Here is a 22,547-nt window from a genome sequence, read left to right as displayed (position 1 = left end):
CTTCCTCGACTTCTGGCACGACAGGACTTGCACAGTGGCGTGCAATTGCACAACCATGTGCAATGTACGACCTTGCACAGTGCTGTGCAAGTCGAGAAGGTGTGCACAATGACTGCCATGACCACGGGTAACCCCAGCCGCGCCGACACCAACCGCCGCCGCATCCTCGACGTCGCCCTCGCCGAGCTGCTGCGCGACCCGGACGCCTCGATGGACCAGATCGCGCGCGCCGCCGGTGTCGTACGGCGCACGGTGTACGGGCACTTCCCCAGCCGGGAGGCGCTGATCGGCACGCTCGTCGACGAGGCGGTGCGAGTGCTGACGGACGCGGACCTGTGCGCCCGGTACGAGGGCGCCGGGCCGGCCGACGCGGTGGCCCGTTCCGTGCTCGCGGTGTGGGAGATCGCCGACCGCTACCGCCTGCTGATCGCGCTGGCCCAGCGCACCGTCACCGTCCAGGGCATCCGTGACCGCCTCGCCCCCTTGCGCGAGGAGAAGACACGGGTGCTCCAACGCGGGCTGGACGAAGGGGTGTTCAGCTCACCGCTGCCCGCCGCCGCGCTGGCCTTCGTGCACGAGCAACTCCTCTTCGCGGTCATGGAGGCGGTGAACGAGGGGCTGCTCCCGCCCGAGGAGGCCGGACGGGCGGCGGCGGTCACGGCGCTGACGGCGGCGGGCGTACCGAGCGGGAAGGCGACGGAGTTGGTGGCCCGCGCGAGCGAGGCGGCATGAGAGAACCGGCCGCCCGGCCCCGGTTCAGGCGGGGTCGGGCGGCCGGCGACAGAAGGCCCTTCAGGCGGGCGTGACAGAACCCCTCACGCCTTGGCGAGTTCCTTCCCGCCCTCCCCCTCGGCCGAGCCCGAGGACGAGGTCGAGGGCGGCTCGCCCTCCAGCCCCTCGTCCAGCAACGTCGTCTCGTCGAACGGCAGCTCCCCCGCCAGCACCCGCCGCACCCGCTCCGAGTCGATCTCCTTCGTCCACGTCCCGATCAGCACCGTGGCGACGGAGTTGCCCGCGAAGTTGGTCAGCGCCCGCGCCTCGCTCATGAACCGGTCGATGCCGACCACCAGGCCGATCCCGTCCACCAGCGCCGGCTTGTGCGACTGGAGACCGCCCGCGAGCGTGGCGAGCCCGGCGCCGCTGACACCCGCCGCGCCCTTGGACGCCAGCAGCAGGAACAGCAGCAACGGGATCTGCTCGCCGAGCGACATCGGCGTACCCAGCGCGTCCGCGATGTAGAGGGAGGCCATGGTCATGTAGATCATGGTCCCGTCGAGGTTGAAGGAGTAACCGGTCGGCACGGTGATGCCGACGACCGCCTTGCTGACGCCGAGGTGCTCCATCTTGGCGATGAGCCTCGGCAGCGCGGACTCCGAGGACGAGGTCGACAGGATCAGCAGGAACTCGCGGGCGAGGTACTTCAGCAGCAGGAGGATGTTCAGCCCCGAGACGACGCGCAGCAGGGCGCCGAGCACCACGAAGACGAACAGCACGCAGGTGACGTAGAAGCCGAACATCAGCACGGCGAGGCTCTTGAGCGCGTCGATGCCCGACGAGCCGACGACGGCCGCGATCGCGCCGAAGGCGCCGATGGGCGCGGCCCACATGACCATGGCCAGGATGCGGAAGACCAGCCGCTGGATGTGCTCGATGCCGCGCAGCACGGGCTGTCCGGCCGCGCCCAGCGCCTGCAGCGCGAAGCCGGTGAGCAGCGCGACCAGCAGGGTTTGCAGGACCTGGCCCTCGGTGAAGGCGGACACGAAGGTGACCGGGATGATCGAGAGCACGAAGTCCACCGGGGGCAGCGCGTCGGCGGACACCTGCGCGTGGCCGCTCTGGCGGAGCGCGGCGGTCAGGTGCAGGCCCTCGCCGGGGTGCAGCACGTTGCCGACGACGAGGCCGATGGCGAGCGCCACCAGAGACATCACGGTGAAGTAGCCGAGCGCGATGCCGCCGACCGCGCCGACCTTCGCGGCCTTCCGTACGGAGCCGATCCCGAGCACGATCGTGCAGAAGATGACCGGCGAGATCATCATCTTGATCAGGTTCACGAACCCGGTGCCGAGCGGCTTCAGCTCCACCCCGGCGTCGGGCCAGATCAGGCCCACGGCGATGCCGAGCGCGACCGCCACGATGACGGCTATGTACAGGTAATGGGTACGGTCCCGCTTCACGGCGGGGGCGGCTGGTGCCGTACCGGGGGTGCTGGCGGCCACGACTGCTCTCCTTGACGTCTTCGTCGGCATGACCGGCGTGCGGCTCACGTCCGGGCGTTGCAGGGGATCGCGGAGACTATCTCCCGCCGTGTGAGGGCGGTCACCCTTCCGTTCATTTAGTTCACGCCCGAACGGACAGGCACACTGCTGGCATGCGTGCCCCCGCCCTCCCCCGACCCCGCAGCCTGGCGGGCCAGCTCTTCGCCATGCAGGCGGTGCTGGTCGCGGTGGTGGTGGCCGGGTACGCGCTGTTCACCTACGTCAGCGACCAGCGCCAGGCGCGGGACGCGGCGGAACGCCAGGTCACGGCGGTCGCCCGGTCCATCGCGGACGCGCCCTCGGTGCGGGCGGCGATCCGCGCCCCGGACCCCTCCGCCGAGCTGGAGCCGTACGCGCTGCGGGTGATGCGGGACGCCGACGTCGACTTCGTCACGATCATGGACCCGCGGGGCATCCGCTGGACCCATCCGTCGCGGGACGAGATAGGCCGGCGCTTCCTCGGCCGGACCGGGCCCGCCCTGCGGGGGCACACCTTCACCGAGACGTACACCGGCACGCTGGGCCCGTCCGTGCGCGCGGTGACTCCGGTGACGGACGGGGGCCGGGTGGTGGGGCTGGTCAGCGCCGGGATCAAGGTGGAGGCGATCAGCGCGCGGGTCCAGGACCAGGTGACGGCACTGCTCGGGGTGGCGGGGGCGGCGCTGCTGCTGGGGGCGGTGGGTACCTATGTGATCAACGCGCGGCTGCGGCGGCACACCCACGGGATGAACGCGGCCGAGCTGAGCCGGATGCACGACTACCACCAGGCGGCGCTGCACGCGGTGCGCGAGGGGCTGCTGATGCTGGACGGGCGGTACCGGGTGGCGCTGATCAACGACGGGGGGCGCGAGCTGCTCGGGGTCGGCGGCCGGGTGGTCGGTCTGTCGGTCGCGGAGCTGGGGCTGCCGGGGCCGCTCACCGGGGCGCTGCTGTCCTCGGAGCCGAGGGTCGACGAGATGCACCTGACCGCGTCCCGCGTACTGGTGGTCAACACCTCCCCGGTGTCCGGCGGAGAGCACCGCGGTACGGTCGTCACGCTCCGGGACGTGACCGAACTCCAGTCGCTGACGGGCGAGCTGGACTCCGAGCGCGGGTTCAGCCAGGCGTTGCGGTCGCAGGCGCACGAGGCGGCGAACCGGCTGCACACCGTGGTCTCCCTGATCGAGCTGGGGCGGGCGGAGGAGGCGGTGGAGTTCGCCACGGCCGAGCTGGAGCTGGCCCAGACGCTCACCGACCAGGTGGTCGCGGCGGTGGGCGAGCCGGTGCTGGCCGCGCTGCTGCTGGGCAAGACGGCGCAGGCGCACGAGCGGGGCGTGGAGCTGGTCGTCTCGCCCGAGAGCCGGCTCGACGACGGCGTGCTCCCGCCGGACCTCGCGGTGCGCGACCTCGTCACCATCCTGGGCAACCTGATCGACAACGCGGTGGACGCGGCTCAGGGCAGCGCGCGGGCGCGGGTCACGGTGACGGCGTACGCGGCCGGCGAGGCGCTGCTGCTGCGCGTGGCCGACACCGGTCCCGGCGTCGACCCGGCCCACGCGGACCTCGTTTTCCGACGCGGCTTCACCACCAAGCCGGCCGGCCCCGGGGGGCGGGGCCTCGGGCTGGCACTGGCCCGCCAGGCGGTCATCCGGCTCACGGGCACGCTGACGGTCACCGGGGCGGAGGGCGGGGGTGCGGCGTTCGAGGCCCGGCTGCCGCTCGAGCCCCCGGCGGAGCACACGGACACCCGGCTGCCGCTGGAGCCCCCGACGCGGTACGCGGACACCCGGCTGCCCGCCAGGAGGGGCCCCGACGCCCCGGCCGAGGCCGACGGCCACCCGCTCCCGGCCCGGCTGCCGGGTGAGCCCCCGACGGAGAGCGTGGACACCCGGCCGGTCGGTACCAGGTCCGATGCGCCCACGCGCCCGGTGCCGGGAGGCGGCGCATGACCCCCGAGCAGCCGCCCATCCGCGTCCTGGTCGTGGAGGACGACCCGGTGGCGGCGGACGCGCATGTCCTCTACGTCGGGCGGGTGCCGGGCTTCGTCGCCGTCGGCAAGGCGGGGACCGGCGCCGCCGCCCGGCGCGTCCTGGACCGCACCCCGGTCGACCTCCTCCTGCTCGACCTGCACCTCCCCGACGTCCACGGCCTCCAGCTCGCGCGGTCCCTGCGCGCGGCGGGCCACCAGGCGGACGTCATCGCGGTCACCTCGGCCCGCGACCTGGCGGTGGTCCGCGAGGGTGTCTCGCTGGGCGTGGTCCAGTACGTGCTGAAGCCCTTCACCTTCGCGACCCTCCGCGACCGCCTGCTCCGCTACGCCGACTACCACGCGGCGGCGGGCGAGGCCAGCGGCCAGGACGAGGTGGACCGCGCCCTGTCCGCCCTGCGCACCCCCGCCCCCGCGGCTCTCCCGAAGGGCCTGAGCGCCCCCACCCTGCAACGCGTCACAGCGGCCCTGCGCGCCACTCCCGCCGGCCTCACGGCGGCGGGGGTGGCCGAATCGGTGGGCATCTCCCGCATCACGGCCCGCCGTTACCTGGAGCACCTGGTGACCTCGGCCAGGGCGACCAGAAGCCCCCAGTACGGCCAGGTGGGCCGACCGGAACTCGTCTACCGCTGGCTGTCCGAGGAGGAGGGCCGGGGCCGCTGAGTCCGTGCGCGCACAGGCTCCGCCGCCCGGGGGGGGGTGGTCGGGCACGCCTCTCGCCCCGGAGGCCAAAAAGGCGCGTCGAACGCGAGCCGGCGCGGTACCGGGAACTGCGCCGCACCTCCCGGCGCCGCGTCGTCCGGCGGTACCTCTCCGGCCCCGACGGCCGGCTAGAAGACCGACTCCGCCTCGTCCATCCGGGACACCGGGACCGTCTTCAGTTCGGTGACCGCTTCCGCGAGCGGGACCATCGCGATGTCCGTGCCGCGCAGGGCGGTCATGCCGCCGAACTCGCCTCGGTGGGCGGCTTCGACGGCGTGCCAGCCGAAGCGGGTGGCGAGGACGCGGTCGTAGGCGGTGGGGGTGCCGCCGCGCTGGATGTGGCCGAGGATGACCGGGCGGGCCTCCTTGCCGAGGCGGCGCTCGAGCTCGTAGGCGAGGGCGGTGCCGATGCCCTGGAAGCGCTCGTGGCCGAACTGGTCGATGTCGCCCTTGCCGTAGTCCATCGTGCCGTCGAGCGGGTGGGCGCCCTCGGCGACGCAGACCACGGCGAACTTCTTGCCGCGCGCGAACCGCTCCTCGACCATCTTGACCAGGTCGGCCGGGTCGAAGGGCCGCTCGGGCAGGCAGATGCCGTGCGCGCCGGCGGCCATGCCGGACTCCAGCGCGATCCAGCCCGCGTGCCGGCCCATGACCTCGACGACCATGACCCGCTGGTGCGACTCGGCCGTGGTCTTCAGGCGGTCCATCGCCTCCGTGGCCACGCCCACCGCGGTGTCGAAACCGAAGGTGCGGTCGGTGCCGGAGATGTCGTTGTCGATGGTCTTGGGCACGCCGACGACCGGCAGACCCGCGTCCGACAGCATCCGGGCCGCCGTCAGCGTGCCCTCGCCACCGATCGGGATCAGCGCGTCGATGCCGAACTCCTCGGCCATGTCGGTCGCCCGCTCGCACGCCTCGCGCAGCCGGTCCCGCTCCAGGCGGGAGGAGCCGAGGATGGTGCCGCCGAGCGCCAGGATGCCGCTGACCGCGTCCAGGTCGAGGGTGCGGTAGTGGCTGTCCAGCAGGCCCCGGTAACCGTCCTCGAAGCCGATGACCTCGTCGCCGTAGTGCGCCACGGCGCGGTGCACGACCGACCGGATCACGGCGTTCAGGCCGGGGCAGTCGCCGCCTGCGGTGAGAACTCCGATGCGCATCGTGCTGTGTCTCCTGCTCGCTGTGGGTACCGGTGAGCCGCTCCGATTCTTTCACGGCCGCCGAACGGCCGACGACCACCGCCCCCACCAGCATGTTCGGACCCCCGCCAGGCTGACGGGCGCCTTATCCAGGCCCGCGGGTATTGTCAAGAGGGTTCCGCTCACCTCGGGTGGGCGATTTCTGTGCAGGCGTACGGCGGCGCCGGGAAGGCGGCCGCCGTACGAGCAAGGATCGGAGAGCACGCGTGACACGCAGCGTGTACGTGACCGGGATCGACCGGGGCGACGGCCGGCAGGTCGTCGACCTGGGAGTCATGGAACTGCTGACCCGGCAGGTCGACCGGGTCGGGGTGTTCCGGCCCCTCGTCCACGACGGCCCCGACCGCCTCTTCGAACTGCTGCGGTCCCGCTACCGCCTCCAGCAGGACCCCGCGACCGTGTACGGCATGGGCTACCAGGAGGCGTCCACGCTCCAGGCCGAGCGCGGCACCGACGAACTCGTCTCCGCCCTGGTCGACCGCTTCCACCTGGTCGCCCGCGCCTACGACGTGGTCCTCGTCCTCGGCACCGACTTCGCCGACACCCAGCTCCCCGACGAGCTGGCCCTCAACGCCCGGCTCGCCAACGAGTTCGGCGCGTCCGTGATCCCGGTCGTCGGCGCCCGCAAGCAGTCCGCCGAGTCGGTGCTCGCCGAGACCCGCAACGCCTACCGCGCCTACGCCGGCCTCGGCTGCGACGTCCTCGCCATGGTCGCCAACCGTGCCGCCCGCGAGGACCGCGACAAGATCGCCGACCGGCTCACCGACCGCATGCCGGTCCCCTGCTACGTCCTGCCGGACGAGCCCGCCCTCTCCGCGCCGACCGTCTCGCAGATCGCGCACGCCCTCGGCGCCAAGGTGCTGCTGGGCGACGACTCCGGCCTGGCCCGCGACGCGCTGGACTTCGTCTTCGGCGGCGCCATGCTGCCCAACTTCCTCGCCGCCCTGACCCCCGGCTGCCTGGTCGTGACACCGGGCGACCGCGCCGACCTGGTCGTCGGCTCGCTGGCCGCGCACAGCGCGGGCACCCCGCCCATCGCCGGTGTGCTGCTCACCCTGAACGAGGTGCCGAGCGAGGAGATCCTCACCCTGGCCGCCCGTCTCGCCCCCGGCACCCCGGTGCTCTCGGTGGCCGGCACCAGCTTCCCCACCGCCGGGCAGCTCTTCTCGCTGGAGGGCCGGATGACGGCCGCCACCCCGCGCAAGGCGGAGACCGCGCTCGGCCTGTTCGAGCGGTACGTGGACACGGCCGACCTGGCCCGCCGGGTCTCCGCGCCCAGCGGCGGCCGGGTCACTCCCATGATGTTCGAGCACAAGCTGCTGGAGCAGGCCCGCTCCGACAAGCGCCGGGTCGTGCTGCCCGAGGGCACCGAGGAGCGCGTCCTGCACGCGGCGGAGGTGCTGCTGCGCCGGGGCGTGTGCGACCTGACCCTGCTCGGCCCGGTGGACCGGATCCGCAAGAAGGCCGCCGACCTCGGCATCGACCTGGCCGACTGCCAGTTGATCGACCCGGCCACCTCCGAGCTGCGCGACTCCTTCGCCGAGAAGTACGCCGCCCTGCGCGCCCACAAGGGCGTCACGGTGGAGCTGGCCTACGACGTGGTCTCCGACGTGAACTACTTCGGCACCCTGATGGTGCAGGAGGGCCTGGCCGACGGCATGGTCTCCGGCTCGGTGCACTCCACCGCGGCCACCATCCGCCCGGCCTTCGAGATCATCAAGACCAAGCCGGACTCCGCGATCGTCTCCTCGGTCTTCTTCATGTGCCTGGCCGACAAGGTGCTGGTCTACGGCGACTGCGCGGTCAACCCCGACCCGAACGCCGAGCAGCTCGCGGACATCGCGGTGGAGTCGGCGGTGACGGCCGCGCAGTTCGGCGTGGAGCCGCGGATCGCCATGCTGTCGTACTCCACCGGCACCTCCGGCTCCGGCGCCGACGTGGACAAGGTGCGCGAGGCGACCGAGCTGGCCCGCGAGCAGCGGCCCGACCTGAAGATCGAGGGCCCGATCCAGTACGACGCGGCCGTGGACGCCGCCGTGGCCGCGACCAAGCTGCCCGGCTCGGAGGTGGCAGGCCAGGCCAGCGTGCTGATCTTCCCGGACCTCAACACGGGCAACAACACCTACAAGGCCGTCCAGCGCTCGGCCGGCGCGATCGCCGTCGGACCGGTCCTCCAGGGTCTGCGCAAGCCGGTCAACGACCTCTCGCGCGGCGCCTTGGTGCAGGACATCGTGACCACGGTCGCCATCACCGCGATCCAGGCGCAGGCGCCGACCGAAAGGGCTTCCCAGCAGTGACCTCCACCCGCGTACTCGTCCTCAACTCCGGCTCGTCCTCGCTGAAGTACCAGCTCCTGGACATGCGGGACAGCAGCCGTCTCGCGGTGGGCCTGGTGGAGCGGATCGGCGAGCAGACCTCCCGGCTGCGCCACACCCAGGTGGCCACCGGCGAGACCCGCGAGCAGAGCGGGCCGATCGCCGACCACGAGACCGCGCTGAAGTCGGTCGCCGAGGAGCTGGCCCGCGACGGCCTCGGCCTGGACTCCCCGGAGCTGGCCGCGATCGGGCACCGGGTGGTGCACGGGGGCATGTTCTTCACCGAGCCCACCGTCGTCGACGACTCGGTGCTCACCGAGATCGAGCGGCTGATCCCGGTAGCCCCGCTGCACAACCCGGCCAACCTGACCGGTATCCGCACCGCCATGGCGCTGCGCCCGGACCTGCCCCAGGTCGCCGTCTTCGACACCGCCTTCCACACCTCGATGCCGGAGTCCTCGGCGCGGTACGCGATCGACCCGAAGATCGCCGACCGGTACCGCATCCGCCGCTACGGCTTCCACGGCACCTCGCACGCCTATGTGTCGCGGGAGACCGCGCGGCTGCTCGGCAAGGCGCCGGAGGAGGTGAACGTGATCGTGCTGCACCTGGGCAACGGCGCGTCCGCCTCGGCGGTGGAGCGGGGCCGGTGCGTGGACACCTCGATGGGGCTGACCCCGCTGGAGGGGCTGGTGATGGGCACCCGGTCCGGTGATCTGGACCCGGCGGTCGTCTTCCATTTGGCCCGTGTCGGGGATATGTCCATGGACGAGATCGACACTCTTCTCAACAAGAGGAGCGGTCTGTTCGGGCTGTGCGGGGACAATGACATGCGGGAGATCCGGCGCCGCGTCGACGAGGGCGACGAAGCGGCGGCCCTCGCCTTCGACATTTACATTCATCGCATCAAGAAGTACATCGGCGCCTATTACGCCGTACTCGGGCAGGTGGACGCGGTGGCGTTCACCGCCGGCGTCGGGGAGAACGCGGCGGCCGTGCGCTCCGCGGCGGTCGCGGGCCTTCAGGGCCTTGGCCTGGCGGTGGACGAGGAGCTGAACGCCGTACGGTCCGACGGGGCCCGGCTGATCTCGCCCGCGTCCGCACGGGTGGCCGTGGCCGTGGTGCCGACCGACGAGGAACTGGAGATCGCGACGCAGACCTATGCGCTGGTCGGAAAGCGGGGCTGAGCATTACACCGCAGTAACACGCCTGAGCGCCTGTCCGCCCATTTGCATCATCTGTATCTTCCGCCGGCCGGAATATTCCGCAGTGAAACAAACCGATAGGATCGCCTCATGCGCCGTTCGAAAATCGTCTGTACTCTCGGCCCCGCGGTCGACTCCCACGACAAGCTCGTCGCCATGATCGAGGCGGGCATGAACGTGGCCCGGTTCAACTTCAGTCACGGCACCCACGCCGAGCACCAGGCGCGGTACGACCGCGTCCGGACCGCCGCCAACGAGACCGGGCGCGCCATCGGCGTGCTGGCCGACCTCCAGGGCCCGAAGATCCGGCTGGAGACCTTCGCCGAGGGTCCGGTGGAGCTGGAGCGCGGCGACGAGTTCGTCATCACGACCGAGGACGTGCCGGGCGACAAGCACATCTGCGGTACGACGTACAAGGGCCTGCCGGGTGACGTCTCGCGCGGCGACCAGATCCTGATCAACGACGGCAACGTCGAGCTGAAGGTCGTGGACGTCGAGGGTCCGCAGGTCAAGACGATCGTCATCGAGGGCGGTGTCGTCTCCGACCACAAGGGCATCAACCTGCCGGGCGCGGCCGTCAACGTGCCCGCGCTGTCCGAGAAGGACGTCGAGGACCTGCGCTTCGCCCTGCGCATGGGCTGCGACATGGTGGCCCTGTCCTTCGTCCGCGACGCCAAGGACGTGCAGGACGTCCACAAGGTGATGGACGAGGAGGGCCGCCGGGTCCCGGTGATCGCCAAGGTGGAGAAGCCGCAGGCGGTCGAGAACATGGAGGACGTCGTGATGGCGTTCGACGGTGTGATGGTCGCCCGCGGCGACCTCGCCGTCGAGTACCCGCTCGAGAAGGTCCCCATGGTGCAGAAGCGCCTGATCGAGCTGTGCCGGCGCAACGCCAAGCCGGTGATCGTCGCGACCCAGATGATGGAGTCGATGATCACCAACTCCCGGCCGACCCGCGCCGAGGCGTCCGACGTGGCCAACGCGATCCTGGACGGCGCGGACGCGGTCATGCTGTCGGCCGAGTCCAGCGTGGGCGCGTACCCGGTGGAGACCGTCAAGACGATGTCGAAGATCGTCAAGGCGGCCGAGGAGGAGCTGCTCTCCAAGGGCCTCCAGCCGCTGGTGCCGGGCAAGAAGCCGCGTACGCAGGGTGGTTCGGTGGCCCGTGCGGCGGCCGAGATCGCCGACTTCCTCGGCGCCAAGGGCCTGATCGCGTTCACCAAGTCGGGTGACACCGCCCGCCGGCTCTCCCGCTACCGCGCGGCCCAGCCGATCCTGGCCTTCACCACGGACGAGGGCACCCGCAACCAGCTCACGCTGAGCTGGGGCGTGGAGTCGCACGTGGTGCCGTTCGTCAACACCACGGACGAGATGGTCGACATGGTCGACCAGGAGCTGGCCAAGCTGGGCCGCTTCAACGACGGCGACACGGTCGTGATCACCGCGGGTTCGCCTCCCGGCGTCCCCGGCACCACCAACATGGTGCGCGTGCACCACGTCGGCGGCGGCGACCGCGACTGACGCACCCGGACAGGACCGTGGCCCGGCTCCCCTCGCTGAGGGGGACCGGGCCACGGTGTTGTGCGGCTCCCGAACTGGCTCGTGGTGGTGCTCTTCAGTCGGCGTACTGGTGCAGCTTGGGGATGGTCAGCGTGCCGCCGAACTGGGCGGCCTGCTGGACGGTGACGTCGGTGAAGTAGATCAGCGGGATGTTCAGCGGCGGCGGGCTGTCCGGGCTGAAGGTGATCGGGATGAGCCCGAACAGCTTCCCCGAGATGCTCTCGGTGTACATGGTGGTGTCGCCGCCGCGGATCGTGGACGTCGTGCCCTTGCCGGCCTGGACGTGGTACGTCTTGCCGGACGCCTTGTCCTTCACCGTCTGGTGCAGGTCGCCGATGTCGGTGCCGTCGGAGATGACGTACTTCAGCACCTTCTTGACCTTGCCGCTCGCGGTCCGTACCTGGACGACGCCCTGGTAGTCGGCGCCCTTGAGCAGCAGCGAGCTGGCGTTGAGGTACCAGGGGTCGTCGGCGAGGAGCTGCTTGTTGTCGATGCCGCCGACGTCGTCCGTGGCCTTCTCGCAGTCCTCGGCGGCGTCGGACGCGCTCGCGGAGGGGCTGGGGGCGACGGAGGCCGAGGTGCTCGGCTCGGGGGTCTCCTCGGCCTTCTCACCGGCCTTCGCGGAACTCCTGGCTCCCGCCGCGGGAGTGCCGGCCGTCTTGTCCTCGTCGCCCTTGGTGGGGGCCTTGGAGGAGGCGGAGGGCGCGGGCGTGCCGGAGGCGGAGGGCGCCGGCGCGGTCGCGGAGGGCGTCGGGGTCGCCGACGGCGTACCGGCCTGCTTGCCACCGGTCAGTACGTCCCCGATCGCGTCCCCGATCGTCCCGAGCAGCCCGCCGTCGGCGGCCTTGGCACTCGCGGACGGCGAGGGGGTGCCGGCGGTGGCGTCCTTGGCAGCCGGGGCCTGCGCGGAGGGCGCGGCCGCGGGCTTCGAGGCGGACGAGGAGGAACCGGTGGCGGGGGCACCGCCCTTGTCGTCGTCGGAACCTGAATCCGGCGAGGACGTCTTGCCGTCACCCGCACCGGCCTTGTCCCCGGCGGACGCCGAGGGGCTGGGCGTGGACGGGCCGGTGCTCTCGCCCGCGGAGGGCGAGGGGCTCGCGGAGGTGCCGTCGACCTTGCCGCCCAGCGCCTCGACGCAGTCCTTGTAGTCGGCCGCCTTCTGGCTGTTGGAGGCCGGGGTGCCGCCGCCGCTGTCGGCGATGGCGAGCGTGGACGTGAAGCCCATGCCCATCAGTACCGCCGTCGGCATCGCCACGGAGGCGATGGCCTTGCCGGCCGGCATGTGGAGCCGGGTGAACAGCAGTTTCTTGGGGGCCGCGTGGCGGGGCCCGGTTCTCGCACGGGACCCGTCCACATCGGGCCCGTGGGTCACCTCGTCAGCCGGCACTGTGCCTCCCGTTCACCTCGTTGGCCGGGCTCGTTCCTGACAGGTCCATCGGCGCGTCCACCGGCTCCGCGCTGCGCGGGGCCGGGACGCCGTACCGGCCGGACTCCTCCGCCTTGGCGCCCGGACCGGGCGACCAGGCGATGCCCATGGCACCGCCCACCATGGAGAAGAGGAAGCCGATGACGAAGCCGCCGAAATTGGACACGGGGATGGACACCAGCGCGAGCAGGATCGCCGCGACGCCCGCGAACACCCGTACGTGCTTCTGGAACCAGAGGCTGATGCCCAGCACGATGAGCAGCACGCCGATGATCAGCGAACCGGCTCCGGCGGTGGTGGCCATCGCCACCGTCAGATGACCGATCTGAAGATGGGCGTACGGGAAGTACATGATCGGAAAGCCACCGAGCATGACGAACAGACCGGCCCAGAAAGGCCGGGCGCCCCGCCAGGCGCGGAACTGCAGCCTCCGGCGGGTGAACTGGCCGGGTGCGGCGGCAGGAGTCTCGGCGCTCATGGAAAACAGCTCCCTGGTGCGGCATTGCTGTGGTGAAGATGTGGGCCGCGGGTGAAGCGGCGGCCGGAGAGTGGACGGGCGGGAGAGCTCTCACTCCCCCGCCCGTTCAGGCAGTGCCTAGTAGCACTCGGCCTTGGTCCCGGTGGACAGGGCCATGTGCAGACCGTTGAGCTTGAAGGTTCCGGCGGTGGTGGCCCACGCCGTCTGCTTCACACCGGTCAGCTCGGCCTTGGTCGCCTCCTGGGCGAACCCGTACGGGTTGGCCTGCTTGTTGGCGATCTCACCGCTCTTGATGCCGGGACCCTTGAGGTCCTTGCCCGCGACACCGATGTTGATGTCGTGGAACGTGGCGTCAGCGCCCAGGTCCTCGACGTCGATGTACAGGTTCTCGGCCTCGACCTGCTTCTTCTCGTCGGAGCTGTCACCCGCCGTCAGCCGCAGTGTGACCGAGCCGATCCCCGGGATGCCCGGGGTGACGACCGACTGGCACATCTTGTGGATCGTGGCCTTGGAGAACGCCGACACCGCCACCGGGTGGGCCGTCTTCTCGCCGGTCAGGGTGTAACCCGAGTCGATCGCGCCGTACTGCGAGAAACCGGTGCCGTTGAGCGTGTCGGCGGTCACCTTGAACGACTGACCGGACACGCTGAACGACGCGGCGAGAGCACCCTGCGCGAGGGCGACGCCTATCACGGCCGTAGCGGCGACGCTGGGCACCATGACCACAGCGAAGCGCTTCCATCTGGTCCCGCCACGCACCTGGGACTCCATATTTCCTCCTTCTCGGACGTACATCTCCTGTCCCGGAATCGCCCCAGCGGGCGGCTCGGCCGGGCAGGGATGGGAGAAGTGCTACGTCCTCGGGAAGGGGAGCGCCCGTGCTCGGCGGCACGAACCCGCGCCCGAACAACCGGCGTTCACCCCCGAGCGACAACCACTGGTCGCGCCTGACGCACATCACGCACAACCTTCGGGACAGGCTTCACCGGGAAGGCGAAGACCCCCCTGCCCCAGAGCCGGCGCCACTGCCGCCGGCTCTGCTCGGTGGGGACCCAGAGTCTCCCGCTTCCCGGCCGGCTGCCGGGGTGCGGAAATGGACCGAGCGTGGCCGATCGTGGTGCATTCTCGCCGCCCGCACAAGGGGCGCCGTTACCGGCTAGTAACGGCGCGATAACCGAACAACGACCCAGCGGTCTCGGAGCGCGACAGACCGTGCCATCAGTGGGCAGAGCAAAGCCGTTGATCCCCGGACCAAGCCGGACAGATCAACGGCTGTGACTTACTCGGAGTAACAGCAGGCGGGTTTACCAAGTTTTGGTAAAGCGTGATCACTCATGCACCAGATCGGCCATCCGGCGAACCCGGCATCACGCGCCCCGCGCCCCGACGCCGCGTCAGAACAGCGCCCGCGCCAGGGCCCTGCGCGCGGCCACCACCCTCGGGTCGTCGGCGCCCACGACCTCGAACAGCTCCAGCAGCCGGCGGCGCACCGCGTCCCGGTCGTCGCCCGCGGTACGGGCCACGGTGTCGATGAGCCGGCCGAAGGCGTCCTCGACATGACCGCCCACCAGATCCAGGTCGGCCGCGGCGATCTGGGCCTGTGCGTCACCCGGCTTCTCGGCCGCGTCCCGGCGCACGCGCTGGGGGTCCATCCCCTGCACGCGCTGGAGCAACTCGGCCTGCGCGAGACCGAGTTTGGCCTCGGTGTTGGCCGGGTCGTCGGCCAGCACATTGCGGTACGCCTGGACGGCACCGCCGAGATCGCCCGCGTCCAGCGCCTCGACGGCGGCGGCCAGCAGGGCGTCGTAGGGCCCCTCCGGCATCTCGGCGGCGGGGGCGGCGCCCGGAGCGGCGTCCGGGTCGACGGTCAGACCGGTCAGGCCGAAGCGCTGCTCGGCGACCTGGATCAACTGGTCGAGGGTCTCCCGGATCTGCTGCTCGTCGGCCGCTCCCTGGAAGAGGGGCAGCGCCTGTCCCGCGACGACCGCGAAGACGGCGGGAATCCCCTGGACCCCGAACTGCTGCATCAGCATCTGGTTGGCGTCGACGTCGACCTTGGCGAGGAGGAAGCGCCCGTTGTACTCGACGGCCAGCCGCTCCAGCACCGGGCTGAGCTGCTTGCAGGGCTGACACCATTCGGCCCAGAAGTCGATGACGACCGGGACTTCGGCGGAGCGCTGGAGGACTTCGCGCTCGAAGCCCGCCTCATCGACGTCGATGACGAGGTCGGCCGGCGACACCGCGCCGGCGCCGCCGTGCCGGGCGGCTTCGGCGCGCGCCTGCTCCGCCTTGGCCTTGGCCTCCTGGGCCGCCTTCACCGCGGCGAGGTCGACGACGCCGCTCATGGACATGTTCCGTGGCTGCATGCGTCTATCCTCCCCCGTTCCGGCGCATGAAGGAAAAAAACGATCGTGGTCGGCGATCGCGGTCGGCGCCGGGTCCCCACCCGCGCCTGTGGTCGTCGCCCGTGTACGTCCGTCACGAGCTTTCGCTACGAGTCGTAGCGTAATAGCAGTGAGGGGTTCCGCGACAGCGGTTTCCGGTGATCTCTCTCACGACATGGCGAGGTGCCCGGCTAGGGTCGTGTTCATGCAGAGCCGCACCCCCGCCAGTCGTACCGGGCGCCCGCGCAGCGCCGCCGCGGATGCCGCGATCCTGGCCGCGACGCGGGAGGGGCTGGTCGAACTGGGCTGGTCGGGGCTCACCTTGTCGGACGTGGCCGCGCGGGCCGGGGTGGCGAAGACGACCCTCTACCGCCGCTGGTCGGGCAAGCACGAGCTGGTCGTGGACGCGGTGGCGGAGCTGTTCGACGAGCTGGTGCTGCCCGACCGTGGCTCGCTGGCGGCCGACATCGAGGGCGTCGTACTTCAGTTCGCGGCCATCCTGAACCGCCCGGAGGCCAAGTGCGGGCTGATGGGCGTGGTCGCGGAGTCCACGCGGAGCGACGCGCTGCGCGAGCGGGTGCGCACCTCGATCGTGGAGCGGCAGAAGCGGCTGGTGCTGGCCGGGCGGGCACGGGCCCAGGAGCGGGGCGAACTCCCGCCGGAGGCCGACCCGGAGGAGTCCGCGCGCACGGTCGACCTCATCTTCGACATGGCCGCGGGCGCGGTGGTGCACCGCACCCTGGTCAGCGGCAAACCGGCGGACGAGGAGTGGGCACGGGGCTTCACCCACATCCTGCTGCACGGCCTCACCGCGGCGGCGGCCTGACACGGGGGGGCGGTCTCAGACCTGGTGGAGACCTTCCTCCACCAGCGGCTCCGGGCACCCGAACCGCTCGCCGAGCGCCGTGAACTCCACGAGCGAGGTCCCGTCGACCGGCAGTTCGTAGCGCTTCACCGCCCGCAGGAACATCCGGAAGCCGAGGTCGGCGCAGACCTCGGAGACCACTCGTTCCAGGGCGGGTACGAGATGGGGCAGCGGCATTTCGCTGAACCGCTCCCCTCGACGAGGCAGTCGAGTTGCGCGTGCGGCAGGTCCGCCATCTCGTCACACTGCTCGGCGACCCGGCTCAGGCCGGTCTCGTGCGTCTTGGTCATCCGGGTCAGAAGCCCGCCGGCTCCGTGTACACCCCCCACTCCTCGCGCAGCACCCCGCAGATCTCGCCGAGGGTGGCCTCCGCGCGGACCGCTTCCAGCATGGGCTCGATCATGTTGGCGCCGGAGCGGGCGGCGCCCAGCATGGCGTCGAGCGCCTTGCGTACGGCCGTGTCGTCGCGGGCGGCCTTGCGGTCGGCCAGGACGCGGACCTGCTCGCGCTCGACCTCGTGGCTCACCCGGAGGATCTCCAGGTCGCCGGTGACGGAGCCGGTGGCGACGTTGACGCCGACGACCCGCTTCTCGCCCTTCTCCAGCGACTGCTGGTAGCGGAAGGCGGACTCGGCGATCTCGCCGGTGAACCAGCCGTCCTCGATGCCGCGCAGGATGCCGGAGGTGATGGGGCCGATGGGGTGCCGCCCGTCGGGGTGCGCCCGCAGGCCCCGCTCCTTGATCTGCTCGAAGATCTTCTCCGCTTCCGCCTCGATGCGGTCGGTGAGCTGCTCGATGTACCAGGAACCGCCGAGCGGGTCCGCGACGTTGGCGACGCCGGTCTCCTCCATCAGCACCTGCTGGGTGCGCAGCGCGATCTCCGCGGCCTGCTCGCTGGGCAGGGCGAGGGTCTCGTCCAGGGCGTTGGTGTGCAGCGAGTTGGTGCCGCCGAGCACGGCCGCGAGCGCCTCCACGGCGGTACGGACGACGTTGTTGTACGGCTGCTGCGCGGTGAGCGAGACCCCGGCGGTCTGGGTGTGGAAGCGGAGCCACTGCGCCTTGTCGGTCTTCGCCCCGTACACGTCCCGCATCCAGCGGGCCCAGATGCGGCGGGCCGCGCGGAACTTGGCGATCTCCTCGAAGAAGTCCACGTGGGCGTCGAAGAAGAAGCTGAGGCCGGGGGCGAAGACGTCCACGTCGAGGCCGCGGGAGAGGCCCAGCTCGACGTATCCGAAGCCGTCCGCGAGGGTGTACGCGAGCTCCTGCGCGGCCGTCGCCCCGGCCTCGCGGATGTGATAGCCGGAGACGGAGAGCGGCTTGTAGGCGGGGATGCCGGCCGCGCAGTGCTCCATCAGGTCGCCGATGAGGCGCAGGTGCGGCTCGGGCTGGAAGAGCCACTCCTTCTGGGCGATGTACTCCTTGAAGATGTCGGTCTGGAGCGTGCCGTTCAGCACCGCCGGGTCGACGCCCTGGCGCTCCGCGGCGACCAGGTACATGCAGAAGACGGGGACGGCGGGGCCGCTGATCGTCATCGAGGTGGTGACGTCGCCCAGCGGGATGTCCCCGAAGAGGACCTCCATGTCGGCGGCCGAGTCGATGGCCACCCCGCAGTGCCCGACCTCGCCCAGCGCGCGCGGGTCGTCGGAGTCGCGGCCCATCAGGGTCGGCATGTCGAACGCCACGGACAGGCCGCCGCCGCCCGCCGCGAGGATCATCTTGTACCGCTCGTTGGTCTGCTCCGCGTTGCCGAACCCCGCGAACTGGCGGATGGTCCAGGTCCGCCCCCGGTACCCCGTCGCGTGCAGCCCCCGCGTGAACGGGTACTCCCCCGGCCACCCGATCCGCTCGAACCCCTCGTACACGTCCCCGCTCCGCGGGCCGTACACCGGCTCGACCGCGTCGCCCGACAACGTGGTGAAATCCGCGTCGCGCTTCCGCGCGCGGTCATACCGGTCCTGCCACCGCCGGCGGCCTTCTTCGATCGCGTGAGCGTCCATACCGTCGAATTTACTTGGACGTCCTAGTAAATGTCGATGGGAAACCGCCGTACGGGTGCGTACGGCGGTTCCGGTTACGCCTTGACGGCCGTCGGCGACGGCTGCGCGACCTTGGCCTCCAGCTCGTGGCTGATCTTCCGCTCCACGAAGAAGGCGGCGGTCGGGATGGTGCCCGCGATCAGGACCCAGAGCTGCTTGCCGACCGGCCACTTCGCCTTGGAGCCCAGGTCGAAGGCGAAGACCAGGTAGACCACGTACAGCCAGCCGTGGGCGATGCCGATGATCCGCGTGAAGTCGCCGGCGCCGTTCAGGTGGAGCAGGTACTTGGCGATCACGCCCAGGGTCAGCAGGACCAGCAGCACACCGGTGACGTAGGACATCACGCGGTAGCGGGTCAGCACGCTCTTCTTCATGCGTACGAGCGTAACCACGCGTTCCGGGAGATCTTGCCCCAGGGTGGCTCCCGCGCGGACCCGCAGGTCAGGCGTCCTCGAAATCCCCCGCCGCCACGCGCAGCGGCCGCAGGAGCGTGAAGATGTCGCCGCAGCTCTCCGCGTCGTAGGCGCCGAGGCCGAAGTCCATGGCCATGAGGTCCCGGGTGGCGGCGTCGACGACTTCGCGGCCCTTGTCGGTGATGACCGCGAGGGTGCCGCGGCCGTCCTTGGGGTTGGGGCGCTTGGCGACCAGGCCCGTCCTGACCAGGCGGTCGACGGTGTTGGTGACCGAGGTGGGGTGGACCATCAGCCGTTCGCCGATCTTGGACATGGGCAGCTCACCCTCCTTGGAGAAGGTGAGCAGCACCAGCGCCTCGTAGCGCGCGAAGGTCAGCCCGTACGGTTTGACCACGGCGTCGACCTCGGCCAGCAGGATCTGCTGGGCCCGCATGATCGAGGTGATCGCGGCCATCGAGGGCACGCTTCCCCAGCGCTGCTTCCAGAGCTCGTCGGCACGGGCGATGGGGTCGAAGGGGAGACTGAGAGGCTTGGGCACGTCATCAGACCCTACCGGCCGGTCATATCGTGGGCAGCCCCGTCTCGGCTTTCGGTCACCCGGCATCCCACGGCGAGCGCCACGCAGCACACCGTGCCCACCGCCCCCGCCGCCACCACGGCCGCCCGCACCCCCATCGCCTCGGCCACCACCCCCGCCAGCGCCATGCCGACCCCCTGGATCGTCATCAGCCCGGCGCTCAGCAGCGTCATCGCGCGCCCCCTCAGGTCCTCCGGCACCGCCCGCACGAACCACTGGTCGAGCCCCAGGGTGTACGCCGAGGCCGCCCCGGCCAGCACCAGGAGCAGCAGCGACGGCCAGAGTCCGGGTGCGAGGGCGTAACCGAGGTACGGCACCACCGCCAGGCACAGCAGCGGCAGCACGATCCGCTCCCGCGCCGCCGCCCCGAGCCGTGCCCCCGCGAACAGCTCCCCGGCGATCGTGCCGACGGGCAGCGCGCACATCAGCAGCCCGAGCCCCGTGGAGCCCGAGCCGAGCGTGTGGGAGTAGGGCGCGGCGAGCGCCTCGGGGAAGACGAGGAACATCGCGGGCACCCAGGAGACGAGCAGCAGCACCAGCACCCGCCGGTCGCCCAGCAGCGCGCGTGTCCCGCCGGCCCCGTCCCCCCGCTCCGGCCGCCGCCGGGCCGGCCGCCGCCGGGTGCCGAAGCGCAGCAGCGCGGCCGACGCGAGGAAGGTCCCGACCGTGATCAGCAGCGCGTGCCGGGGGCTGACGACGGTCAGCAGCAGCCCGCCCGTCCCGTATCCGGCGAGCAGCGCGCTCTGCGAGACGATCCGGATCAGGGACCGCCCGAGCACGAAGGCGTCACCGTCGCCGAGGACATCGGCGAGGGTCGCCATCCGGGTGCCGGAGAACACCGGCGAGACGACGGCGACCCCGCAGCGCAGCGCCAGCAGCACCGCGACCCCCGTCCCGGGCACCACCATCACCGCCACGCATCCGGCGCACACCAGGTCGCACACCACCAGCACCCGCCGGGCCGGGAACCGGTCGGCGACCGGTGCGAGCAGCGTGCCGCCGAGGGCGTAGGGCAGGAAGCCGGCCGCGAAGGCCAGCGCGCTCATCAGAGGCGAGGCGGTGAGGTCGTAGACGAGGACGGACAGCGCGATCTCGCTGACGACCGTCCCGAGCAGGGACAGCACGTGCGCGGCGAACAGGGCGCGGAACTCGGGGACGGCGAGGACGTGGCGGTATCCGGTACGGGAAGCCACCGGGGCCGTGGGCGGTGCGGACATGCCGGGCAGCCTGCCGGGGGCGGGGCCGGGCGGCGTAGAGTTTCGGCTCCAGCCGAATGTCAGGGGGAGCGGCCGTGGTGTCAGGGGGGAGCAGCCGTGGCCTCGCACCTGCACTTCGGTGACGACGACTTCCTGAACTGCCGCTTCGCCGTCTCCCCGCTGTGGGAGACCCACGACGCGGTGCGCACCCTGCGCCGCCCGGACCGGCAGGGCTACCACGTGCCGTGGCTGCGCCGCATCCGTACGGCGGCGGCCGGCCTGGACCTCGCTCCGCTGTGGCTGCTGATGCCCCGCCGGGGCCACTCCCCCGACTGGCTCGGGCCGCCGCCGATCGGCCCGGCGGCCACCTTCGAGGAGGAGATCGCGGCGGTGCGGGCGGCCGACCCGGAGGCGGCCCGCGAGGACACCGCCCGCTCGCTGGCCTGCACACCGGGCGCGGCGGACTCGGCGCAGGGCCGGGCGTGGCTGGCGGACCCCGTGCGGATGGTGCGGGAGCTGGCTGACGCCCTGGAGGCGGCCTGGCGGGTCCTGGTGGAGCCGGAGTGGCCCCGGCTGCGGGCGCTGCTGGAGGCGGACGTGGCCTTCCACTCACGCCGTCTCGCCGAGGTCGGCCTCGGCACCCTGCTGCCCGAGCTGGACTCCCGGCTGAGCTGGGACGGGCGCACGCTGACCCTGCCGGGCGGGGTGTACGAGCGCCGGCTCGGCGGGCGGGGCCTGGTGCTGATGCCGAGCGTGTTCTGCTGGCCGGACGTGATCACCGGCTTCGACCCGCCGTGGCAGCCGGCCCTCGTCTATCCGGCGCGGGGTGTCGGCGGCCTATGGGCCGAGCCGGGCGCACGGACCCCCGAGGCGCTGGTGCGCCTGCTGGGCCGCAACCGGGCGGCCGTGCTGGCGGCCCTGGACGACCCGGCGTCCACCACCGCCCTCGCCCACCGCCTCGGCCTCGCCGCGTCGTCGGTCTCGTCCCATCTGTCGGTCCTGCGCGACAGCGGCCTGCTGACGGCCCGCCGGTACGGACACCAGGTGCTGTACGAGCGGACCCCGCTGGGGATGGCGCTGGCCTCGGGAGGCTGACGGAGCGCCGTCCGGCGGCCGGGGAGAGACGCTCACCGGCCACGCGGCCGCCCGACCACCGGACGCGCCGGCACCCCGGCCCTCACGGGACCGGGGTGCCGGTGAGTCGCCGGGCTAGGAACCCAGGTGGCGCTCCACGGTCTCCACCTTGGAGGTGAGGCCGTCGGTGACGCCGGGGCGGATGTCGGCCTTGAGGACCAGGGAGACGCGGGGCGCGCGGGCCTCGACGGCGGCGACGGCGCGCTTGACGACGTCCATGACCTCGTCCCACTCGCCCTCGACCGAGGTGAACATGGCGTCGGTGCGGTTCGGCAGCCCGGACTCGCGGACCACGCGGACGGCGTCGGCGACGTACTCCCCCACGTCCTCGCCGACGCCGAGGGGCGTCACGGAGAAGGCGACGATCATGCGTTCACGGTTCCTTCCTCGCGGGCGCGGGCCGCGATGACGGCGTTCTCGGACTCCCGGCGCAGCTTGCGCTCGGCGAAGAAGCCGCCGGTGGGCAGGACCGAGAGGACGAAGTAGAGGGCGGCGGTGCCGAAGCTCCACTTGGTCCGGTTCCAGGCGTCCAGCCAGAAGATCACGTACAGGACGAAGAGCACACCGTGGATCGCGCCCATCACGGGGACCGCGTTGAAGTCCGTGGTCCGCTTCAGCACCGAGCACAGCAGCAGGACGAGGAAGGACACGGCCTCCGGTGCCGAGACCAGGCGGAGGCGGCGGAGGGCGGATGCGGTCTTGAGGTCCACGGGTCACCTTCGGGGGAACGTGTGCTGGAGGGCGGGGGTCCGGCCGCTGGGCGACCGGCTCATGATCCGCTTTGTGAACGGAAGCACAAGCGTCCTCCATTGTGGCAAACAGTGCCCCTAGGGGTGTGCTCAG

At 71.6% G+C, this 22,547-nt stretch carries 21 protein-coding genes; 8 read left to right on the top strand and 13 right to left on the bottom strand.

What is annotated here, in order from left to right; all coding sequences use genetic code 11:
• Positions 1–117 precede the first annotated feature (117 nt).
• Positions 118–732, top strand: a complete 615-nt coding sequence (locus EV284_RS10130; RefSeq protein WP_242625634.1) for a TetR/AcrR family transcriptional regulator — start codon at positions 118–120, stop codon at positions 730–732.
• Between the two features lie 83 nt (positions 733–815).
• On the opposite strand, the gene EV284_RS10125 is transcribed toward EV284_RS10130, so the two are convergent.
• A complete protein-coding gene (locus EV284_RS10125) occupies positions 816–2,246 on the bottom strand; it encodes a cation:dicarboxylase symporter family transporter (protein ID WP_130333009.1) in 1,431 nt (476 codons plus the stop codon).
• A 122-nt stretch (positions 2,247–2,368) separates the two neighbouring features.
• Between EV284_RS10125 and EV284_RS10120 the strand changes: the two genes are divergently transcribed.
• Together EV284_RS10120 and EV284_RS10115 are read left to right on the top strand one after the other, a co-directional pair.
• Positions 2,369–4,183 (top strand): sensor histidine kinase, encoded by a 1,815-nt coding sequence (locus tag EV284_RS10120; protein WP_130332438.1) that lies wholly within the window; start codon positions 2,369–2,371, stop codon positions 4,181–4,183.
• Entirely contained in the window at positions 4,180–4,884 is a 705-nt protein-coding gene (locus EV284_RS10115) for a response regulator (protein WP_130332436.1), read from the top strand. Before EV284_RS10120 ends, EV284_RS10115 begins: the two co-directional genes overlap by 4 nt.
• A gap of 167 nt (positions 4,885–5,051) precedes the next feature.
• On the opposite strand, the gene EV284_RS10110 is transcribed toward EV284_RS10115, so the two are convergent.
• Positions 5,052–6,077, bottom strand: coding sequence for an ATP-dependent 6-phosphofructokinase (locus EV284_RS10110; protein WP_130332434.1), 1,026 nt, complete (start codon positions 6,075–6,077; stop codon positions 5,052–5,054).
• Positions 6,078–6,322: 245 nt separating this feature from the next.
• On the opposite strand from EV284_RS10110, the gene pta reads away from it, so the two are divergent.
• The 3 genes from pta (at position 6,323) to pyk (ending at position 11,157) form a co-directional block, all read left to right on the top strand.
• Positions 6,323–8,413, top strand: a complete 2,091-nt coding sequence (gene pta, locus EV284_RS10105) for a phosphate acetyltransferase (RefSeq protein ID WP_130332432.1) — start codon at positions 6,323–6,325, stop codon at positions 8,411–8,413.
• Complete coding sequence (locus tag EV284_RS10100) at positions 8,410–9,618, top strand: acetate kinase (RefSeq protein ID WP_130332430.1); 1,209 nt, start codon at positions 8,410–8,412, stop codon at positions 9,616–9,618. Before pta ends, EV284_RS10100 begins: the two co-directional genes overlap by 4 nt.
• Positions 9,619–9,726: 108 nt before the next feature.
• On the top strand, positions 9,727–11,157 hold the full coding sequence (gene pyk, locus EV284_RS10095) for a pyruvate kinase (RefSeq protein ID WP_130332428.1): 1,431 nt from the start codon (positions 9,727–9,729) through the stop codon (positions 11,155–11,157).
• 94 nt (positions 11,158–11,251) lie between these two features.
• Here the strand turns inward: pyk and EV284_RS10090 are convergent, their stop codons facing one another.
• From EV284_RS10090 to EV284_RS10075, 4 genes are all read right to left on the bottom strand, one after another.
• On the bottom strand, positions 11,252–12,583 hold the full coding sequence (locus tag EV284_RS10090; RefSeq protein WP_130332426.1) for a hypothetical protein: 1,332 nt from the start codon (positions 12,581–12,583) through the stop codon (positions 11,252–11,254).
• Positions 12,573–13,100, bottom strand: a complete 528-nt coding sequence (locus tag EV284_RS10085; protein WP_130332424.1) for a DUF6114 domain-containing protein — start codon at positions 13,098–13,100, stop codon at positions 12,573–12,575. Before EV284_RS10085 ends, EV284_RS10090 begins: the two co-directional genes overlap by 11 nt.
• A gap of 117 nt (positions 13,101–13,217) precedes the next feature.
• Positions 13,218–13,871: a DUF6230 family protein gene (locus tag EV284_RS10080; RefSeq protein WP_130332422.1), complete on the bottom strand. Its 654-nt coding sequence runs from the start codon at positions 13,869–13,871 to the stop codon at positions 13,218–13,220.
• A 623-nt stretch (positions 13,872–14,494) separates the two neighbouring features.
• The gene (locus tag EV284_RS10075) at positions 14,495–15,466 is read right to left on the bottom strand and encodes a tetratricopeptide repeat protein (protein WP_130332420.1); all 972 of its coding nucleotides are present in this window, start codon (positions 15,464–15,466) and stop codon (positions 14,495–14,497) included.
• A 223-nt stretch (positions 15,467–15,689) separates the two neighbouring features.
• Here EV284_RS10075 and EV284_RS10070 point away from each other — a divergent pair, with 223 nt between their 5' ends.
• Positions 15,690–16,310 (top strand): TetR/AcrR family transcriptional regulator, encoded by a 621-nt coding sequence (locus EV284_RS10070; protein ID WP_130332418.1) that lies wholly within the window; start codon positions 15,690–15,692, stop codon positions 16,308–16,310.
• A 15-nt stretch (positions 16,311–16,325) separates the two neighbouring features.
• Here EV284_RS10070 and EV284_RS10065 read toward each other — a convergent pair whose 3' ends face one another.
• The 5 genes from EV284_RS10065 to EV284_RS10045 form a co-directional block, all read right to left on the bottom strand.
• Positions 16,326–16,526: a hypothetical protein gene (locus EV284_RS10065; protein WP_130332416.1), complete on the bottom strand. Its 201-nt coding sequence runs from the start codon at positions 16,524–16,526 to the stop codon at positions 16,326–16,328.
• Positions 16,527–16,644: 118 nt separating this feature from the next.
• Entirely contained in the window at positions 16,645–18,345 is a 1,701-nt protein-coding gene (locus EV284_RS10060) for a methylmalonyl-CoA mutase family protein (RefSeq protein ID WP_130332414.1), read from the bottom strand.
• A gap of 74 nt (positions 18,346–18,419) precedes the next feature.
• A complete protein-coding gene (locus tag EV284_RS10055) occupies positions 18,420–18,758 on the bottom strand; it encodes a DUF3817 domain-containing protein (protein WP_130332412.1) in 339 nt (112 codons plus the stop codon).
• A gap of 67 nt (positions 18,759–18,825) precedes the next feature.
• Entirely contained in the window at positions 18,826–19,335 is a 510-nt protein-coding gene (locus tag EV284_RS10050) for a MarR family transcriptional regulator (protein WP_130332410.1), read from the bottom strand.
• An 11-nt stretch (positions 19,336–19,346) separates the two neighbouring features.
• Positions 19,347–20,591, bottom strand: coding sequence for an MFS transporter (locus EV284_RS10045; protein WP_130332408.1), 1,245 nt, complete (start codon positions 20,589–20,591; stop codon positions 19,347–19,349).
• A gap of 96 nt (positions 20,592–20,687) precedes the next feature.
• Between EV284_RS10045 and EV284_RS10040 the strand changes: the two genes are divergently transcribed.
• Positions 20,688–21,665 carry a DUF5937 family protein gene (locus EV284_RS10040; protein ID WP_130332406.1) on the top strand — a complete coding sequence of 326 codons (978 nt, stop codon included), beginning with the start codon at positions 20,688–20,690 and terminating at the stop codon, positions 21,663–21,665.
• Positions 21,666–21,779: 114 nt separating this feature from the next.
• Here the strand turns inward: EV284_RS10040 and EV284_RS10035 are convergent, their stop codons facing one another.
• Positions 21,780–22,073 (bottom strand): MTH1187 family thiamine-binding protein, encoded by a 294-nt coding sequence (locus tag EV284_RS10035; RefSeq protein WP_130332404.1) that lies wholly within the window; start codon positions 22,071–22,073, stop codon positions 21,780–21,782.
• Positions 22,070–22,414: a DUF3817 domain-containing protein gene (locus EV284_RS10030; protein WP_130332402.1), complete on the bottom strand. Its 345-nt coding sequence runs from the start codon at positions 22,412–22,414 to the stop codon at positions 22,070–22,072. Before EV284_RS10030 ends, EV284_RS10035 begins: the two co-directional genes overlap by 4 nt.
• Between the last annotated feature and the right edge of the window lie 133 nt (positions 22,415–22,547).

Origin of the sequence: Streptomyces sp. BK022, assembly GCF_004217355.1 — a bacterium.
In the GTDB taxonomy this organism is placed as follows: Bacteria; Actinomycetota; Actinomycetes; order Streptomycetales; family Streptomycetaceae; genus Streptomyces; species Streptomyces griseoluteus.
The sequence above is the reverse complement of the archived record's forward strand: the minus strand, read 5'-3'. Positions and strand labels throughout refer to the sequence as shown.

Excerpts from the sequence above, each read along its gene's own strand:
- EV284_RS10080 (WP_130332422.1), bottom strand. The coding sequence starts at position 13,871 with ATGGAGTCCCAGGTGCGTGGCGGGACCAGATGGAAGCGCTTCGCTGTG.
- EV284_RS10110 (WP_130332434.1), bottom strand. The coding sequence starts at position 6,077 with ATGCGCATCGGAGTTCTCACCGCAGGCGGCGACTGCCCCGGCCTGAAC.
- EV284_RS10045 (WP_130332408.1), bottom strand. The coding sequence starts at position 20,591 with ATGTCCGCACCGCCCACGGCCCCGGTGGCTTCCCGTACCGGATACCGC.
- pyk (WP_130332428.1), top strand. The coding sequence starts at position 9,727 with ATGCGCCGTTCGAAAATCGTCTGTACTCTCGGCCCCGCGGTCGACTCC.
- EV284_RS10065 (WP_130332416.1), bottom strand. The coding sequence starts at position 16,526 with ATGCCGCTGCCCCATCTCGTACCCGCCCTGGAACGAGTGGTCTCCGAG.
- EV284_RS10055 (WP_130332412.1), bottom strand. The coding sequence starts at position 18,758 with ATGAAGAAGAGCGTGCTGACCCGCTACCGCGTGATGTCCTACGTCACC.
- EV284_RS10125 (WP_130333009.1), bottom strand. The coding sequence starts at position 2,246 with ATGCCGACGAAGACGTCAAGGAGAGCAGTCGTGGCCGCCAGCACCCCC.
- EV284_RS10120 (WP_130332438.1), top strand. The coding sequence starts at position 2,369 with ATGCGTGCCCCCGCCCTCCCCCGACCCCGCAGCCTGGCGGGCCAGCTC.
- EV284_RS10070 (WP_130332418.1), top strand. The coding sequence starts at position 15,690 with ATGCAGAGCCGCACCCCCGCCAGTCGTACCGGGCGCCCGCGCAGCGCC.
- EV284_RS10085 (WP_130332424.1), bottom strand. The coding sequence starts at position 13,100 with ATGAGCGCCGAGACTCCTGCCGCCGCACCCGGCCAGTTCACCCGCCGG.
- EV284_RS10075 (WP_130332420.1), bottom strand. The coding sequence starts at position 15,466 with ATGCAGCCACGGAACATGTCCATGAGCGGCGTCGTCGACCTCGCCGCG.
- EV284_RS10130 (WP_242625634.1), top strand. The coding sequence starts at position 118 with ATGACCACGGGTAACCCCAGCCGCGCCGACACCAACCGCCGCCGCATC.
- EV284_RS10035 (WP_130332404.1), bottom strand. The coding sequence starts at position 22,073 with ATGATCGTCGCCTTCTCCGTGACGCCCCTCGGCGTCGGCGAGGACGTG.
- EV284_RS10115 (WP_130332436.1), top strand. The coding sequence starts at position 4,180 with ATGACCCCCGAGCAGCCGCCCATCCGCGTCCTGGTCGTGGAGGACGAC.
- EV284_RS10060 (WP_130332414.1), bottom strand. The coding sequence starts at position 18,345 with ATGGACGCTCACGCGATCGAAGAAGGCCGCCGGCGGTGGCAGGACCGG.